Genomic DNA, 17,316 nt, shown 5'->3' with positions numbered 1-17,316 from the left:
GGAGCTGGAGGCTTGCCCTGCCGGAGCCGAGGGCCGCGTGGAACCGTACCGGTGCTCGCCCGCTGCCCGGCGCCCGCCGCCCGCTGCCCGGCGCCCGCTGGCCGCTGCCCGGCGCCCGCCGTCCGCCACTCGCCACGCGCGCCCCCGCCGCGCGCCCCCCGCCCTCCGCCTGCCGTGCCCCCCGCCGCGCCCCCGCGCGGCCCTCCCGGTGGTCGGGGGCGCGGCTCGGTGTCCGCCCCATTCGGCGACCAGGGCGGGCGTGCGGCAGAATCGGCCCCGATGAGCACCTATCGCGACCTCGCCTTCCCGAGGGCCCTGACCAATACCCGGGTCGGCGGAGCCCCCATCGGTTCGAGACGCGCGCCCGCGCTGAGAACGGTCGGCACCAGGGAGCGCCGCTCCCACCTGACCGCGCCCCGGGTCCCGACCGTCGGCATCGACATCGGCGGCACCAAGGTGATGGCGGGCGTGGTCGACGCCGACGGGCACATCCTGGAGAAGCTCCGCGCGGAGACCCCGGACAAGTCCAAGAGCCCCCGGGTCGTCGAGGACACCATCGTCGAACTGGTCCTGGACCTCTCCGACCGGCACGACGTGCACGCGGTCGGCATCGGCGCGGCCGGCTGGGTGGACGCCGACCGCAACCGCGTCCTCTTCGCCCCCCACCTGTCCTGGCGCAACGAGCCCCTGCGCGACCGCCTCGCCAGCCGGCTCTCCGTACCGGTGCTGGTCGACAACGACGCCAACACCGCCGCCTGGGCCGAGTGGCGCTTCGGCGCCGGCCGCGGCGAGGACCACCTCGTCATGATCACCCTCGGCACCGGCATCGGTGGCGCCATCCTGGAGGACGGCCAGGTCAAACGCGGCAAGTACGGTGTCGCCGGAGAGTTCGGCCATATGCAGGTCGTCCCCGGCGGCCACCGCTGCCCCTGCGGCAACCGCGGCTGCTGGGAGCAGTACAGCTCAGGAAACGCCCTGGTCAGAGAGGCCCGCGAGCTGGCAGCCGCCGACTCGCCGGTGGCGTACGGCATCATCGAGCACGTCAAGGGCCAGATCTCCGACATCACCGGCCCCATGATCACCGAGCTGGCCCGCGACGGCGACGCCATGTGCACCGAGCTGCTCCAGGACATCGGCCAGTGGCTCGGCGTCGGCATCGCCAACCTCGCCGCCGCGCTCGACCCCTCCTGCTTCGTGATCGGCGGCGGCGTCTCGGCCGCGGACGACCTGCTGATCGTCCCCGCGCGCGACGCGTTCAAACGCCATCTCACCGGCCGCGGCTACCGCCCCGAGGCCACCATCGTCCGCGCCCAGCTCGGACCCGAGGCCGGCATGGTCGGCGCCGCCGACCTCGCCCGTCTGGTCGCCCGCAGATTCCGCCGCGCCAAGCGACGCCGGGTGGAGCGCTACGAGCGGTACGAGCGGTACGCGGAGGCCCGGCGCACGTCAGGGGAGTCGATGTGACCGTGTCCCTGCCCCGCGAGGCCATGACCCCGAGCGAGCCGCCGCGCCCCCCCGAGGGCCGTGGCCGCCAGTTCCGCCGCCGGGCCCTGACCCTGCTCACCATCGTGCTGCTCATCGGCATCCCGGCCGGCTATCTGGTCATCTCCGCCAACCAGAGCCGCGACAGCGGCAAGAAGAAGGAGGAGAAGTACTCCGCGACCGGGCTGACCTGGGGCTGGCCCTCCAAGGTCCAGCTCCGCCTCTACCAGGTCCCCATCCCGCGCCCCGCGGGCAAGGTCGCCTACTACGAGACCAACAACTGGCGCACCAGCCGGCTCTACGTCCAGTTCCAGACCCCCAACGCGGGCCTCGACGCGTTCCTGCGCTCCATGGGCACCAGCCGGGTCGAACTGGAACGCAACAAGATCACCATCAGTGAGCGCGACCAGAACGTGAGCGGCTGGAACTTCCACACCCCCGGCCCCTGGTACGGCCTGACCCACGCCCAGAAGAACCCGCACCCCACGCAGGACGTGATGGTGAGCCTGGCCGACCCGAACAACCCGTTCGTCTACCTCGTCTCCCGCACCACGCCCTGACCCCCGGGCCGAACAGCCGCCCCGGCCGGGGCGGCGGGGCCGATTGTCAGACCCCGCCCGTAGAGTCGAAGACAAGTGTTCCGACAGACGGGCGGGAGGTGACCAGACGTATGCCCGAGTCAGCCGAGACCTCCGAGTCAGCCGAGACCGCCAAGACCTCCGAGACAGCCGAGACCTCCGGGACCGCAGGGGCGGTGCTGACCGCGGGCGAGGTGCCGGTGCGGCTCGCCGCGGTGTTCCTCCCCGCGCCCCTGCCCCGCGCGGGCCGTATGGCGTTCTGGGACCCCGACGCCGCCCCGACCGCCGAAACACCCCCGGTCCCCGGCGCCCGGACCGAGGATCTGACGGTCGTACGACCCCATGGCGCGTCGCTACGACGCCGTCGGGCGCCCGCGCTGGTCCTGCCGCTCGGCGCGGCACTCCCGCTGCTCGTCCGGGCCCGCCACGACCCCGCGGCCCACCCCGCCACCGCCTGCTGGGGCGCCGCCGCCCTGCACGCGCTGCGCCTGGCCGCACAGGGCCGCCTGCTGCCCGGCCTCACCCCCTCCGGACACGACGCCTGGCGCGCGGGCCCGCTCGACCCGTCCGACATCGCCCACCTGCGCGCGGTCGCCGCCGCGCTCCCGCCCGAGGGCCACGCTGTCCCGCTGCCCGGCACCGGCCCGCTGCGCCTGCCCGAGCCGGAAGCCGTCCTCCGCTCCTTCCTGGACGCCGTGGCCGACACCCTGCCCCGCACCCCCGCGGCCCCGCACGCGCTGGGCAGGCCCTTCGCCGATCTCCGCCCCCAGCGCCTGCCCGACGCCCAGGACTGGGCCGCCGAGGTCGCCGCGGGCATGGACGCGGGCGTACGGATCTCGCTGCGCCTGGACCTGTCCGCCCACGACCTCTTCGACAGCGGCGACGGCGGACACTCCGGCGGGGCACGCGCGCGGGGAGCCGGCGCCGCCGTCGTCCAGGTGCACAGCCTGGCCGATCCCACACTGGTGGCGGACGCGGCGGCCCTGTGGGCGGGCGACGCCGACGACGCCTTCGGACCGCGCACGCGCGTGGACGCCGCCCTCGCCGTCCGGCGCGCGGCGCGCGTATGGCCCCCGCTGGAGCGGCTCAGCGAGCGCGACGTACCGGACGTACTGGCCCTGTCCGAGGACGAACTAGGCGACCTGCTCGGAGTGGCCGCCACCCGCCTCGCGGCGGCCGGGATCGCCGTCCACTGGCCGCGCGACCTGGCACAGGACCTCACCGCTGCGGCCGTCGTACGGCCCGCGCCGGGCTCCGCGACCGACGGCACCGGATTCTTCGACAGCGAGGAACTGCTCCAGTTCCGCTGGCAACTGGCCCTCGGCGGCGACCCGCTCAGCGACGCCGAGATGGACGCCCTGGCCGAGGCCCACCGCCCGGTCGTCCGGCTCCGCGACCGCTGGGTGCTCGTGGACCCCGCCCTGGTCCGCAAGGCACGCAAGCGCGAACTCGGCCTGCTCGACCCGGTCGACGCCCTGTCCGCCGCCCTCACCGGCGCCGCGGAGATCGACGGCGAGACGGTCGAGGCCGTCCCCGTCGGCGCCCTCGCCGCCCTGCGCGACCGGCTGACGGACGGCGTACGCCCCGCCGAACCACCGCCCGGCCTCGCCGCCACCCTTAGGGACTACCAACTGCGCGGCCTCGGCTGGCTCGACCTGATGACCTCCCTCGGCCTCGGCGGCTGCCTCGCCGACGACATGGGCCTCGGCAAGACCGTCACCCTCATCGCGCTCCACCTCAAGCGGGCCCGCCCCGAACCCACCCTCGTCATCTGCCCCGCCTCCCTCCTCGGCAACTGGCAGCGCGAGATCACCCGCTTCGCGCCCGGCGTCCCCGTCCGCCGCTTCCACGGCACCGACCGCACCCTGACCGACCTCACCGGCGGCTTCGTCCTCACCACCTACGGCACCATGCGCTCCGCCGCCACCACCCTCGCCGACCGGCGCTGGGGCATGGTCGTCGCCGACGAGGCCCAGCACGTGAAGAACCCGTACTCGGCCACCGCGAAAGCCCTGCGGACCATCCCGACCCCCGCGCGCGTGGCGCTCACCGGCACCCCCGTGGAGAACAACCTCTCCGAGCTGTGGGCCCTGCTCGACTGGACGACCCCCGGACTCCTCGGCCCCCTCAAGTCCTTCCGCGCCCGCCACGCCCGCGCGGTCGAGAACGGCGAGGACGAGGAGGCGGCACAGCGGCTCGCCCGCCTGGTCCGCCCGTTCCTGCTCCGCCGCAGGAAGTCGGACCCCGGGATCGTCCCCGAACTGCCGCCGAAGACCGAGACCGACCACCCGGTGCCGCTCACCCGCGAACAGGGCGCGCTGTACGAGGCGGTGGTGCGCGAGTCGATGCTGGCGATCGAGACCGCGGACGGGATCGCCCGCCGGGGCCTGGTGCTGAAGCTCCTGGGCGCGCTCAAGCAGATCTGCGACCACCCCGCCCTGTATCTCAAGGAAGCCGCCACCGCCCCGGCCCCGACCGGCCCGGCCGCCGGCCCCGACCCCGTGCCCTCGTCCGCCACCGACCACCTCGCGGCCCGCTCCGGCAAGCTCGCCCTCCTGGACGAACTCCTGGACACCCTCCTCTCGGAGGACGGCTCGGCGCTGGTGTTCACCCAGTACGTGGGCATGGCCCGGTTGATCGCCACCCACCTGTCGGCCCGCGCGATCCCCGTCGACCTGCTGCACGGCGGCACACCCATCCCCGAACGCGAGCGGATGGTGGACCGCTTCCAGAGCGGCGCCACCCCGGTCCTGGTGCTGTCCCTGAAAGCCGCGGGCACCGGCTTGAACCTCACCCGGGCCGGCCATGTCGTCCACTTCGACCGCTGGTGGAACCCGGCCGTCGAGGAACAGGCCACCGACCGCGCCTACCGCATCGGCCAGACCCAGCCCGTCCAGGTCCACCGACTGATCACCGAGGGCACGATCGAGGACCGCATCGCGGACATGCTCCACTCCAAGCGCGCCCTGGCCGACACCGTCCTCGGCTCCGGTGAATCGGCCCTCACGGAACTGACCGACCGGGAGCTGTCCGACCTGGTGTCCCTGCGGAGGGAGTCATGAGCGGGGACGAGCGGCCCGCCGACGCGGCCCGCCGGGCGCTGAGGGCCGCGCGGGGGCGAGGGAGCGGCGACGGAGACAGTGGCGCCGTGAGTTCCGTGAACTCCGTCGGGCCTCGCCCCGGTGATGAGGCCCGCGCGGCCTTGAGAGAGGCGGTGCAGGCCCGACGGGCGGGAGAACCACGGACGCCTCCGGAGCCGGGTCCGGGGCCGGGGCCGGATGGTGAGAACACCGAGGGCGGACCTGTCGACGCCGTCGCGGAGAGCCATGCCGACGAGCCCTCGGCCGAGCAGGTCCCCGCAGAACAAGCCCCCACCGAGCGGGCCTCGGCGACAAAGACTGCGGCGACGAAGACTCCGGCGGAGAAAGCCCCGGCGGCGAAAGCCCTGAAGAAGAAGGCCGAGTCGAAGCCTTCGTCCCCCGCCGATGCCGCACGGGAAGCGCTGCGTTCGGCGCGCAGGGCAGCCGACCCGCCGGAGGAAGACTCCGGCACAGGCACAGGCACAGGCACCTGTACGGCTACGGGAACCGGTACAGGTACGCGCCCCGGATCCGCCCCGCGTGCCGTCGAGGAGGCCGGCGGGGGCTCAAGGAATCGTGCCCGTGATGTGCGGGAGTTGATCGCGGAGGTGGCGAGAGGGGCACAGCCGGACGCCATGGAGCCGAAGGGGGCGGCCGTACAGCCGGACCCCGACGAGGAACCGTCGCCCGACGACGGCCGGCCGCCCCGCACGGGATCCCCGTACCCCACCGGGGCCCAGCCCCACACCCCCCGCACCATGGCCTCCCCGCACCGGGACGGTGACCACCGCCGTACCTTCCCCGCCTTCCCGGCGCTCCCCGCTGACGCTGACGCTGACGCTGACGCTGACGACAACGGCGGCGGCTTGGCGGCGACCTGGTGGGGTCACGCCTGGGTGCGAGCCCTGGAGGAGGGGGCGCTGGACCCCGCGCGGCTGGCTCGGGGACGCGGCTACGCCGAGCGCGGGAACGTGGACGCGATCACCGTGACGCCGGGCCTGGTGCTGGCGTATGTGCGGGGCAGCCGGCCCCGGCCGTACCGGGTGCAGGTACGGCTGCGGACACTGGAGGACCCGGACTGGGAGCGGTTCCTGGACGCGGCGGCCGAGCGGCCGGGACACATCGCGGCACTGCTCGACAAGGAGATGCCGCAGGCCCTGGCCGAGGGCGAGGTCCGCCTACTGCCGGGCCCCGGTGAACTCGACCCCCAGTGCAGTTGCCCCGACCGCGCCCACCCCTGCAAGCACGCCGCCGCGCTCTGCTACCAAACGGCGCGCCTGCTCGACGCCGACCCCTTCGTGCTGCTCCTGCTGCGCGGTCGCGGGGAACGTGAACTGCTCGACGCGCTGTCCCGCCGCAGCGCCGCCCGCGCGGCCCGTGCCGCCCAGGAGCGCGCCCCCGCGGACCAGCCCGGGGTGCGCGCCGGCGACGCCTTCGCCCGGCGCGTACGACCCCCGCTGCCGCCCCCGTTGCCGGTGCCGCCGCACCCCGGGCACCCGCCCGCCTACCCGGCGGCCCCGGGCGGACCCGACCCGTTCGCGCTCGATCAACTCGCGACCGACGCCGCCGCCCGCGCGCACGCCCTGCTGAGCACCGGCCGTGACCCGGTCGCCGAGCTGACGCTGTGGCAGGACGCGGTACGGCTGGCCGCCGCCCGGCCCGGCTCCGGGCTCACGGCCGGAACCCGCGCCCTGTACGCGTCACTGGCCTCGGCCGCCGGACGGACCGTGTCGGAACTGGCCCGCGCGGTGGCGGCATGGCGGCAGGGCGGTTACGAGGGACTCGCGGTCCTGGAGGAGCCCTGGGATCCCCCCGCCGGACGCTTCGACCGCGCCCGGCCGCTGCTGCTCGCCGCCGACCTGCCCGCGTTCCGCCCCCGGCGCAACCGCCTGACCCACCCCAGCGGCCATGTCCAACTCCGGCTGGGGCGGGACGGGCTGTGGTACGCCTACGAGTCCGAACCGGGCGCCGAGGACTGGTGGCCCCGGGGCACCCCCGACCTGGACCCGGTCGGCGCCCTCACCGGCCTCGGCACCCGACAGGACCCCGACTGACCGGCTCGACCGGGCTGACCCGGGTGGACGGGCCACAACAGACCGACGGGGCAACATACCGACGGGCAAAGGGCCGATGGACAAAGGGGCGACCGGCAACAGACCGACGCGTACCGGCACCGGCGGCAGACGGCCCGGCTCACACCCCGAACAGCCGCGCCGCGTTGTCGTGGCAGACAGCGCGCAGCCAGGCGTCACCGAGTCCGAGGCGTTCCAGGGCGGTGAGCTGATGGACGTACGGATAAGGGATGTTGGGGTAGTCGCTGCCGAGGAGGACACGGTCGCCGAGGGCGGCCAGCCGGGGCAGGGCCCGCCGGGGGAAGGGCGCGAGGCGTTCGGTGAAGTCGGTGAAGGTCATCGTCGTGTCCAGATGCACCCGTGGATAGCGCTCGGCGAGGCCGAGGAAGTCCTCGTACTCGGGCAGCCCCATGTGCGCGACGATCAGCGGCAGTCGGGGGTGCCGGGCGAGGATCCGGCCGATCGGTTCGGGACCGGTGTGCTTGCCGGGCATGGGACCTGAACCGCAGTGGATGACGACGGGGGTGCCGCTCTCGGCCAGCAGCCCCCAGACGGGGTCGAGCGCGTCGTCGGCCGGATCGTACGCCCCCACCTGCACATGCGCCTTGAACACCCGGGCGCCGGAGTCGAGCGCGTCCCTGACGTAGGACGCGACGCCCGGTTCGGGGAAGAAGGTCGCGGTGTGCAGACAGTCCGGGGTGCGGCGGGCGAAGTCGGCGGCCCAGCCGTTGAGCCACTCGGCCATGTCCGCCTTGTGGGGGTACAGCATGGAGGTGAACGCGCGGACTCCGAAGCCGCGCAGCACCTTAAGACGTTCGGTCTCCTCGGCGCGGTAGGTGATGGGCCATGCCACGCCGTCGGTCCCCGGGGTGAGCGCCTCGAAGTAGTCCCAGACCTTGCGCAGGACGCGTTCGGGCATGAAGTGGGTGTGCACATCGATGAGCCCCGGCAGTCCGAGCCGCTCCCGGAACGCGCGGACATCGGCCGCCTCGGTCCCCGACCGCTGTGCTTCGCTCATGTTCCTCTCCCTCCCCTCGACCGGCCTCAGCGCACCCGGTCGTAGACCAGCGCCGACTCACCCAGCTTCCCCGACTCCTGGTGCGTGAGGCTCCACCGTGTCCCCGGGAGGCCGTCCTCGAACAGTCGCGGGCCGCCTCCGGCGATCTCGGGGACCACCATGAGGCAGAGCCGGTCGATCAGGTCGGCCGCCAGCAGCGGCTTGATGACGCTGGGGCTGCTGTTGACGAGGATGTCACCCTCACCTTTCGCCCTGAGGGTGGTGACGACCTCCGCCGCCGGGGCGTTCACCACCCGCGCGTGGTCCCACGGCGCCGAGGTGAGCGTGGTCGACAGAACCACCTTCTCGACCCCGACCAGCCACTTCGCGTACCCGCGGTCCCGTGGATCGGCGCTCTCGTCATCGGCGACCGACGGCCAATAGCCCAGGAACCCCTCGGCGTTGCCCCGCCCGAGCACGGCGGTCGTCGCCCCCTCCCAGACGCGGGTCAACTGGTCCCGCGCGACGTCGGTGGCGACATAGGGCAGGAACATCCCGAAGTCGCCCGGTCCGCCGGGCCCGTGGTAACGCCCGTCGAGGCTGAGGGCCAGATTCGCGGAAACCCTGCGCCCGCCAGAACCGTTCATGACGCACTCCCTGTGTCCGTGTCCGTGTCGATGTCTGTGTCTACATGTGTCACTGCTGTCGCTGTCGCTGTCGCCAGCTTGTCGAGGCTCTGCCCAAAGCCGATCTCGATGCCGGCGACGAAGTCCGCGGCGTCGACCGTGCTGTCGGCGAGCCGCCAGTGGACGTCGAGGTCCGTGCCGGAACCGGCGGGACGCAGGTCCAGTTCGACCTGGGCCGTGAACGCCGGGGTGCCGTCGGGCAGCAGCGGGGAGAGCCGGTAGGCGAGGCGCTCGTCGGCGCGTACGCCCTCCACGGTCCCCTCGGCCCGACCGGCGGCCGGATCGGAGTCGCCGGTGTCCTCGGCCTCGCGGTACTCCAGGACGATCCGCCCGCCCGGCCGTGCCTCGAAGACCAGCTCGGAGACCCGTAGATCGTCCGGAGTCCACCAGCGGCCCAGCAGCGAGACATCCGTCAGATGCCGCCACACCACCTCGGGCGGGGCGGCGAGTGAACGACGGAAGCCGAAGGACCGGCCGTCGGCCCACCCCGCCCCCTGCGCCGCGAGCCGCTCGGTGTCCAGACCGCGCCCGTAGCGCTCGTACGTCTCCTGCGCGCCGCCGGCCCGCTCCGCGCTGTCGGCGAGAGCGCCGAGCGCCGCCGCCAGTTCACGCAGAGCGGTGGACCGGACGGCGTAGACACGGCGCTGGCCCGATCGCTGGGAGACGACGACTCCGGCACGCTCCAGTGTCTGAAGATGCTTGGTGGTCTGCGGCTGCCGCGCCCCGGCGAGCTGCGCGAGCACCCCGACCGAACGGGGCCGTTCGGCCAGCAGCGACACGAGCCGCCGGCGCGCGGGGTCGCCGAGGGCGGCGAGGAGTTCGTCCATGCGTCAAAGTATTCACCACAACGAATATTCGCGTCAAGGAATATCTGGAGCTCGCCGGTGCCGCGTGAGCCTGACGGCAGATCCTCACTCAGGAAGGTGACATTGGGAACGAAACCCGGTTTCAGATTCATCTGGGGCGTTCGCTGCCATTAGGCTCGCCGACGAGTCACCACGAGAACCTTGGGTGGTCAGCGCCCCGGCCCCCGCGCTGGTTCTGGGCGTCGTGGTCCGGCGTTCTGGTCGGCTGTCTCGCGTCTGCGGGACGGCCCCCGGGTCCGGGAAGTGCAGCGGACCCATCGAGTCCTTCTACTGGCTGTCGCCCGATGGGACGGGACCTCCAGTGCATGTGCCGCTCGCTCATCGACCGTGCGACAGAGGCGCGCCGTCCCACTGCGCGCGACCGGACCGCACAAGCCTTTCCCCACGACAGCCGCCGTCCAACCGCCCGAGCGGTGCCAACGTGTCTGTACGTACCGTCAGTTGAGCGGCTGGTACTGCAGCGCACGGTCCCCGGACCGAATGCGGCCAGGCCGGGCCGTCGTGTGACCGCACTTCGCCGGCCCCTTGTCCGCCAGCCCTCTGTCCGCCGGTTCGGACGGCGGGCGTCACTCAGGTGTGTCCACCCGGGCAAGCCCCCGCCGGTGCGTGCCTGCCTGTTTCCCATGACCCGTGATCCATCAGGAGGAGGAGATTTTTATGGGTGACCCGTCGGACGGCAGCGGGCCGGAGGGCCGGGATCAGGAGATCTCCAAGGACGCGATGGCCACCCTGGCCGGGATCAAGGAGAAGGTGAGCAAGGCGATCAGAGTGCGCGGGCCGATCGAGAAGCGCACGGACCGCAGCGGACTGGGCAACGCTCACGGAGTGGGTATCGGTCTCCCCGCCGCTCCTGGAGGAAAATACCGGCTCGTCATCTACGTCCTGAAGAAAATGGACCGCAAGGAGATGAAGGCGGCTCTCGATTCGCTTCTGGGGAAAAGCATCGCCGACACGCTTGAATTCGAACTGTACGTCACCGACGTGCAGAAGCAGCAGCAGTGGCCGAATCTGCACCGCCGTCCCGTCTGCGGCTCGACGCCCATCACCCCCAATCCTCTCGGATGCAAGGACGACCGGACGCAGCCACCCATGTACGTGCCAGGACAGGTGGGCTGGTGGCCGGCAGGCACAATGGGCACCACGCTCCAGGACCAGCAGGGCGATGCATGGCTGGTGTCCTGCAATCACGTACTCGCCCAGAATCACGTGGTGGGGCCGGCGTTCAACCGATGGCACGACGTTCATCAACCCGAACAATCCGCCGACCCGCAGGCGATCGCCAATCACATCGAGGTCGTGCCTCTCACACCCTGGGTCCCTCAGACGAACATGGTCAACTTTGTGGACGTTGCGGTAGCCAGGATCGCGATCCCGGATTTTGTATTAAGAGGATTTCTGAACGTGGATCCCAACGGCCCAGGGGGATTCGCGACGGAGGCTTACGGCCCGTCTCTCCGCATCTCCCCGGCAAACCCACCCGCGTCGGCGCTACCGGTGTCGAAGTGTGGACCGTTCAGCGGTCGGACCGGCGGCGCGCTCGCCCATGTGAATGTTGACGTTCAGGTCAACGGGTCCACTATTAACTCGCGGAATGAGTTCGTTTTCACCTCATTCTATTTCGTCCAGCAGTTCACGATCACTGTCGCGCCGAGCTCGGGTTACTATCAGACGATCAACGGTCAGCATGTGGAGTGCTTCAGCATTCCGGGCGATTCTGGCTCATTCGTCTTCGATGACTTGAGGCGTCCGATCGGAATGTTGATCTCAGGATGGGGGGGCACTACAACGGTCACTCCCGTGGCGGCCCTGGCGCAGATGGTGGTGCCCATGCTGAGATTCTGAGATGTGGTACGGCTCCGCAGTGTGCGTGTAGCCGGTCCGCAGGTGTCCCGCATGTGTGGTTGACCGCAGTTCGCCGCGGTGGTTTGCGCGCTGATCGCGATGCTGTGCGGCGGAAACGGGCCGGGGGATCGCCCGGGCACCGGATTCCTTTCTGTGCCGTGCGTGCTCCGCGAGGGGCCGAAGACTTTTCCGTAGGAGAGGCGAGAGTGTCGTGGGTGAAAGACTGACGGTCGAGAAACTCAAGGAGAAACTGGCGGGCGCTTCGTTCGTGCTGTCGGGCGAGGAACTCGGTATCTCCGAAGGCCGTTCCCTGTTCGATACACATCTGCCGAACGGCACACTGACCGTCGATTCCGCGCAGGGCAGCCCTCAGGATCTGACGCTGGAGGGTGAGGCCCAGTTGGGTGGACCCAAGGGTGTGAAGCAGGGCCCCTTCCCCTTCCGGGCCGTTTTCGTGCCCGACTCCTCGGGAAAGGTGGTCACCGGTGTCCGGATGCGCTTCGCCGTGGACGACTGGTCGCTTCCCGCCGGTCATCTCAAGGTTGATCCCACCGCGCTTCAGCAGTTGGGCAAGAGCCGACTGCATCTGGTTCTGGCCGTGGCCGAGCAGGGCAGCCGGACCACCGGCGCGGCCGGACTGGGCGTGGAACTCACGGAGTTCCCCTCACCGGGCAGCGGACCGCACCCGTATGTGTGGGGGACGCAGCCGATGGCGGGGGAGGGCTGGACCCTTATGGGCGACTTCGCCCCGGTCCCGCTGAAAGACCTGGACGATCTGGCCGGCCTCGGCACATGGGCCGGTGTGGGGCAGGGGTTCACGGTGCCGTGGGATACCTCCGGCGGTGTGTCTTTGACGGACCTGCGGGTGATGGCGCGGCTGCCCCGCACCGCGGCCGACGGCAAGGGCGCGCTCACCGAGGTCTTCCCGCTGGTCACCTCGTCCGGATCCTGGAAGATCACCGATGGCTTCACGGTGGCCGACCCGCGGGCCCAGTTCGAGATCACCAACAGGTCGAAGACCCCGCGCACGATGGTGGGCGGCCGGATCACCGTGGTGCAGGGCGTCACGATGAACGTCAGCGCCCAGCTGCCGCGGGGCGTGCTCAGCGGGCGTCTGGAGCAGGACGTGTCGCTGGACACCCTGCTCCAGGCGTTCAACGCCGATCTCGGACTCGATCAGCTGAAGGGGCTGCGGGTCAAGGAACTGTTCTTCTCACTGGACACCAGCAAGCCCTACCCCGTGGCGCTGGGCGTCCGGGTCGCCTCCGACATCTCGATCGACCCGGTCAAGAGCCTGGCCGAGGTGTACGTGGAGATCAGGAAGTCGGGATCGTCCACGAACGCGACGCTGGAGTGCGCGTGGAAGATCGGCGACGGCAAAGTGGCCTTGACCGGCGAACGAGACCACAACGTATGGAAGTTCAGCGGGGAGGCCATCGGCGTCAAGCCTGCGGACCTGTTCCACATGTTCGGCGCGGACGCCCCGCCGGTTCTCAAAGACGTCACGCTGGACCGACTGGGTGTCTCGTTCAGCACGGGCGACGCCAAGACGGTCACGCTGGACGCCCAGGCCCGTATGCCGCTGGGAGACATCGACGCCCAACTGTCCGTCACCGCCGTGATGACCCAGCAGCAGGGCGGTGTCTGGAAGCGCACGTTCAACGCCCAGTTGGTGCTCCAGGTCCCTGACAGCGCGGGCAAGTCACGCGCGCTCACCTTCGCGTTGTCGGGCGATGTGGAGAAGGGGGAGTTCACCGCGACCTGCGCCGAAGCCCATGGGGTGACGATCGCGGACCTGGTGAAGCTGGTGGGGGTGGACGACACATCGGGCGTCTCCGAGTGGCTGGACGGGGCCGCGAGCCTGAAGGGCATCGTCCTGGGCTACTCCACCAAGACCAAGTCGCTGGTGCTCCATCTCGCTGCCGGAAAGCTCGCCCCGTCCCTGACTGTCGTCATGGTCTATCCGAAGGACAAAGGCGGGGAGCGGCTGTGGGTGCTGCGCGCCGGGATCACGGTCGACGCGGGCCTGACCCAGGTACCGCTGCTCAAGGACGCCGTCCCCAAGGACCGGGACCTGCGCCTGGTGGGGCTGAGCGTGCTGTACGCGCCCCAGTCGTACAAGGCGCCCCAGCTCAAGCAGCTCAACGCGGCCCTCGACGCCGTGAACCGGGCGATCACCAGCGCGGGGCAGACGGGCCTGCCACGGCTGCCGGACGACCAGCTGCCCAAGGGCACCGCGTTCGGTGTCGATGTCCTGCTGCCCGGCACCACCACCGCCACCTCCGTGTCCGTACGCCCTCCCGCGAGCGCACCCAAGCAGCGCGAACTCGTCGTGGGCGGCGACACGCAGACCGTGGTCGAGCCGGACACGCCCGCCCTCGCCACCGTAGGCGCCGGGGGCGGGATGTCGGCCCCGCTGGTGGCGTGGGTGGATGTGCACAAGGCGCTCGGGCCGCTGCGGCTGGAGCGGGCCGGCGTCAGCTATGCGGCGAACACCGTGTGGGTGCTCTTCGAGGCCAGTCTGGGCATGGCGGGTCTGACGCTCGGGGTGCTGGGGCTGGGCATCGGCGTACCGATCAAGACACCCGCCGATCTGAAGTTCCGGCTGGACGGGCTGAGCCTGAGCTACGACCGCTCCCCGCTGACGCTGATGGGCGCGCTGGTCAACCAGCCGACCACAGCGTACAACCCGCTGGTCAAGGGCGCGGTGGTGGTGTCGGTGAAGTCGTTCGGGCTCACCGCGCTCGGCGCCTACGCCTGTCCCACGAACGACGGGGCACCGTCGATGTTCGTGTTCGGAAAGGCCACCGGCCAGTTCGGCGGTCCGCCGCCCGTCAAGCTGACGGCGCTGATGGCGGGGTTCGGCTACAACACATCGGTACGGGTGCCCGAGGCGGACAAGGTCTTCGACTTCCCGTTCCTCAAGGACTTCACCGACACCGATCCGCTCAAGGCCCTCGACACGCTGATGAGTGGCGGCAAGGACGCCTGGGTACGGCCCGCGGTGGGCCAGTTGTGGTTCGCCGCCGGACTGGGCTTCCAGCTGTTCGAGTTCATCGACTGCCAGGCCCTGCTGACGCTGGAGGTGGGCGACGACTTCGCGGTCTCCCTGCTCGGCACGGCCGAAGCCGCCTTCCCCAAGGGCGCGGGGCTCGCGAAGTACGCGCAGGCGAAGCTCGGCATGTCGGTCACGTACCGGGGCAGCGAGCAGATCCTCAAGGCGACGGCGCAGCTCGCCCCCGGCTCCTTCGTGATCGACGAGCATTGCGTACTGACCGGAGGGTTCGCGTTCTACCTGTGGTTCGACGACGCCCACCGGGGAGACTTCGTCGTCACCCTGGGCGGCTACCACCCCAAGTACGCGGTCCCCGCCCACTACCCGAGAGTGCCCGCGCTCGGCTTCAACTGGCCCATCCTGCCCGGACTGACGATGAGCGGGCGGGCCTACTTCGCGCTCACCCCCGGTGCGATCATGGCGGGCGGCCGACTGGAGGTGCACTACCGCTCCGGGGACCTGCACGCCTGGCTCGTCGCGGGCGCGGACCTGCTGATCGAGTTCTCGCCGTTCCGGTTCGACGCCCGCATCGAGATCAGCATCGGTGTCTCCTACGTACTCGACCTGTGGCTGGTACGGGAGACGATCAAGGTCGAGGTGGGCGCCACACTGGGGCTGTGGGGTCCGCCGACCGCCGGATTCGTCACCGTGCACCTGTGGTTCATCGACGTCACCATCGACTTCGGGGACGACCGCAAGCTGGCCGACCGGGCGGCGACCTGGGACGAGTTCCGCCGGCATCTGCCGGCCGGGCAGGCCGTGAAGCTGTCGGTCACCGACGGTCTCATCCCCGTCCCCGGTGCCGCCGCCCCCAGCGCCGACGACGCGAAGCAGCCGCCGTGGGTGGTCGCGCCGGGCGTGTTCTCGTGGACCGTGCGGACCGTCGTCCCGTCCACCAGCGTCCGCCTCAGCCGCGCCGAGGGCGACCCGGCCACGATCGCAGGTGCGTCCCGCGCGGACATCAGGCTGCTCCGCGGGAGCGGCGAGGACCTGCGGTCCGAACTCACCCTCACCCTGTCGCGCACCGTCAAGAACAAGCAGGTCACCCAGGACCTGTCCGCCTGGCGGTACACGAAGGACAGCGACACGAAGGTACTGTCCAACCTGCCGGCCGCGCTGTGGAGCCGCTACCAGGGTGACCTGGGGTCCGGGAGCGACCGTCAGGTCTCCGGCCAGCTCACCGGCGTCAACCTCCGGCTGCCTCTCCCGCACCAGGGAACCTCCCCCGGCAAGGTCATGGCCGGCACGCTCCTCCACGACGACCGCTTCCCCGACGGACCCCTTCCCCTCCGCCCTCTCGCCAAGGTCTCCGTACCGCCCACGGCCGACGCGGAACAGTTGCTCGCCGAATCAGCCGCTCACCGGACGAGCGGCACCGTTCCCCCGCCCGCCCGAGCGGAGCGCACACCGGAGGAGGCCGGCCGGCCGACGGCCGACTTGTACGTCGGCGGTACCGGCGAGCAGACGCAGAACGTGGCATGGGCGCGCAGGCGACTGTTTGAGGCCATGGCCTACCTGGGAGTCAGCCCCGGTTTCAACGATGCCCTGGACCCGCTCGATCCCCTGGTGTCCGGTGACACCACGACCGAGCGGAAAGAGCCGGACATCGAGGTCGAGCCGACCCCTCCCGGGCCGCGCCTGTACGCGCTGGGCCGCTCAGGCCGACTGATCTGTATCGACACCGACAGTCTGACCGTGGCCTCCAGCGATCAGATCGGCAACGTCGCCAAGGAGGACGTCAACTTCCTGGCCATCGATCCGTCCGGGACCACGGTTCTCGACGTACGGGACGACCAGCACATCGAGCTGATCGACATCAGCGCGAACCCACCTGGGAAGACGAGGACCTGGACCGGAGCGCAGGACCCGTGGTTCCCCAAGCGGACCGGTGGGGTGGCCTTCAGCCCGGACGCCAAGTCGGCCTATGTCCTCGGTATCGGTGACAACCAGGTCGTCATCGTCACCATGGATCCGGCCAAGGGAACCGCCACCAAAGGGGTGTCGAACGGAACGTATCCGTCGCAGTCGCCCCGGGACGTGGCGGTCGCGGCCGGGAATCAGGATCCCGCGAACCCCGAGATCTACGTCTGCGACCAGGACCAAGACACGATCTATGTCTGGAAGAACGCCACCTCGACCAATCCCGACAGGAGCACGAAGTGGGCGGCGGGGCCACGACCGGCCCGACTGGCCGTGGACCCGAAGGGACGGTGGGTGTACGCGGTCAACGACCGGTGCGCGACCGTGTCCGTGGTCGCCGTGGACCAGGGGGTGGTCGTCGCGACCCTGCCCACGGGAACGGACCCGAACGCGCTGACCGTGTCCGCCGACGGGACGCGTCTGTTCGTGGCCAGCCCGGTCAGCGGGACGGTCTCGGTGTTCGACACCTCGGTCACCGACGCGAAGAAGATCCGCCCGGTCGGTGACCCGGTGTGGGTCGGCGACCAGCCGCTCGCGCTGGCCGCGAGCCCGGACGGAGGCCGGCTGTTCGTCGCCCTGAAGGGCGTCAAGGGGATCACGGTCGTCGACACCTCCGGGCCGGAGCCGATCCTGCTTGACGAGACCGTCCCCCTGCACGACGGCTCACCCGGCGCGTCAGCGGAACTCGACGATGAACCGATGGCGCTCGCGGTGACCGTGCCGGCGCCCGTCAAGTAA

The 17,316-nt window shown here is 71.1% G+C and carries 9 protein-coding genes; 6 read left to right on the top strand and 3 right to left on the bottom strand.

Annotation, left to right across the window (positions count from 1 at the left end):
- The first annotated feature begins 279 nt into the window (after positions 1 to 279).
- From ACIQNG_RS18530 to ACIQNG_RS18515, 4 genes are all read left to right on the top strand, one after another.
- A complete protein-coding gene (locus tag ACIQNG_RS18530; protein ID WP_401424920.1) occupies positions 280 to 1,464 on the top strand; it encodes an ROK family glucokinase in 1,185 nt (394 codons plus the stop codon).
- Complete coding sequence (locus ACIQNG_RS18525) at positions 1,461 to 2,042, top strand: sugar kinase (RefSeq protein WP_401424918.1); 582 nt, start codon at positions 1,461 to 1,463, stop codon at positions 2,040 to 2,042. Before ACIQNG_RS18530 ends, ACIQNG_RS18525 begins: the two co-directional genes overlap by 4 nt.
- A 110-nt stretch (positions 2,043 to 2,152) precedes the next feature.
- Positions 2,153 to 5,122: an SNF2-related protein gene (locus ACIQNG_RS18520; protein WP_401486154.1), complete on the top strand. Its 2,970-nt coding sequence runs from the start codon at positions 2,153 to 2,155 to the stop codon at positions 5,120 to 5,122.
- Entirely contained in the window at positions 5,119 to 7,194 is a 2,076-nt protein-coding gene (locus ACIQNG_RS18515; protein ID WP_401486152.1) for an SWIM zinc finger family protein, read from the top strand. The genes ACIQNG_RS18520 and ACIQNG_RS18515 overlap by 4 nt, the downstream gene beginning before the upstream one ends.
- A 139-nt stretch (positions 7,195 to 7,333) precedes the next feature.
- Here ACIQNG_RS18515 and ACIQNG_RS18510 read toward each other — a convergent pair whose 3' ends face one another.
- From ACIQNG_RS18510 to ACIQNG_RS18500, 3 genes are read right to left on the bottom strand one after another with little or no spacing between them, the layout of a single operon-like run.
- Positions 7,334 to 8,230: an amidohydrolase family protein gene (locus ACIQNG_RS18510; RefSeq protein WP_401424910.1), complete on the bottom strand. Its 897-nt coding sequence runs from the start codon at positions 8,228 to 8,230 to the stop codon at positions 7,334 to 7,336.
- A 26-nt stretch (positions 8,231 to 8,256) separates the two neighbouring features.
- Positions 8,257 to 8,856 (bottom strand): dihydrofolate reductase family protein, encoded by a 600-nt coding sequence (locus tag ACIQNG_RS18505; RefSeq protein ID WP_401486150.1) that lies wholly within the window; start codon positions 8,854 to 8,856, stop codon positions 8,257 to 8,259.
- Positions 8,853 to 9,722 carry a metalloregulator ArsR/SmtB family transcription factor gene (locus tag ACIQNG_RS18500; RefSeq protein ID WP_401486148.1) on the bottom strand — a complete coding sequence of 290 codons (870 nt, stop codon included), beginning with the start codon at positions 9,720 to 9,722 and terminating at the stop codon, positions 8,853 to 8,855. Before ACIQNG_RS18500 ends, ACIQNG_RS18505 begins: the two co-directional genes overlap by 4 nt.
- A gap of 669 nt (positions 9,723 to 10,391) precedes the next feature.
- Here ACIQNG_RS18500 and ACIQNG_RS18495 point away from each other — a divergent pair.
- On the top strand, positions 10,392 to 11,603 hold the full coding sequence (locus ACIQNG_RS18495; protein WP_401486146.1) for a hypothetical protein: 1,212 nt from the start codon (positions 10,392 to 10,394) through the stop codon (positions 11,601 to 11,603).
- Positions 11,604 to 11,814: 211 nt separating this feature from the next.
- Complete coding sequence (locus ACIQNG_RS18490; RefSeq protein WP_401486144.1) at positions 11,815 to 17,316, top strand: DUF6603 domain-containing protein; 5,502 nt, start codon at positions 11,815 to 11,817, stop codon at positions 17,314 to 17,316.

Source organism: Streptomyces sp. NPDC091377 (genome assembly GCF_044757045.1).
Classification (GTDB): Bacteria; Actinomycetota; Actinomycetes; order Streptomycetales; family Streptomycetaceae; genus Streptomyces.
Note: the sequence above shows the minus strand (reverse complement) of the source record. Positions and strands in the feature narration are given on the sequence as shown.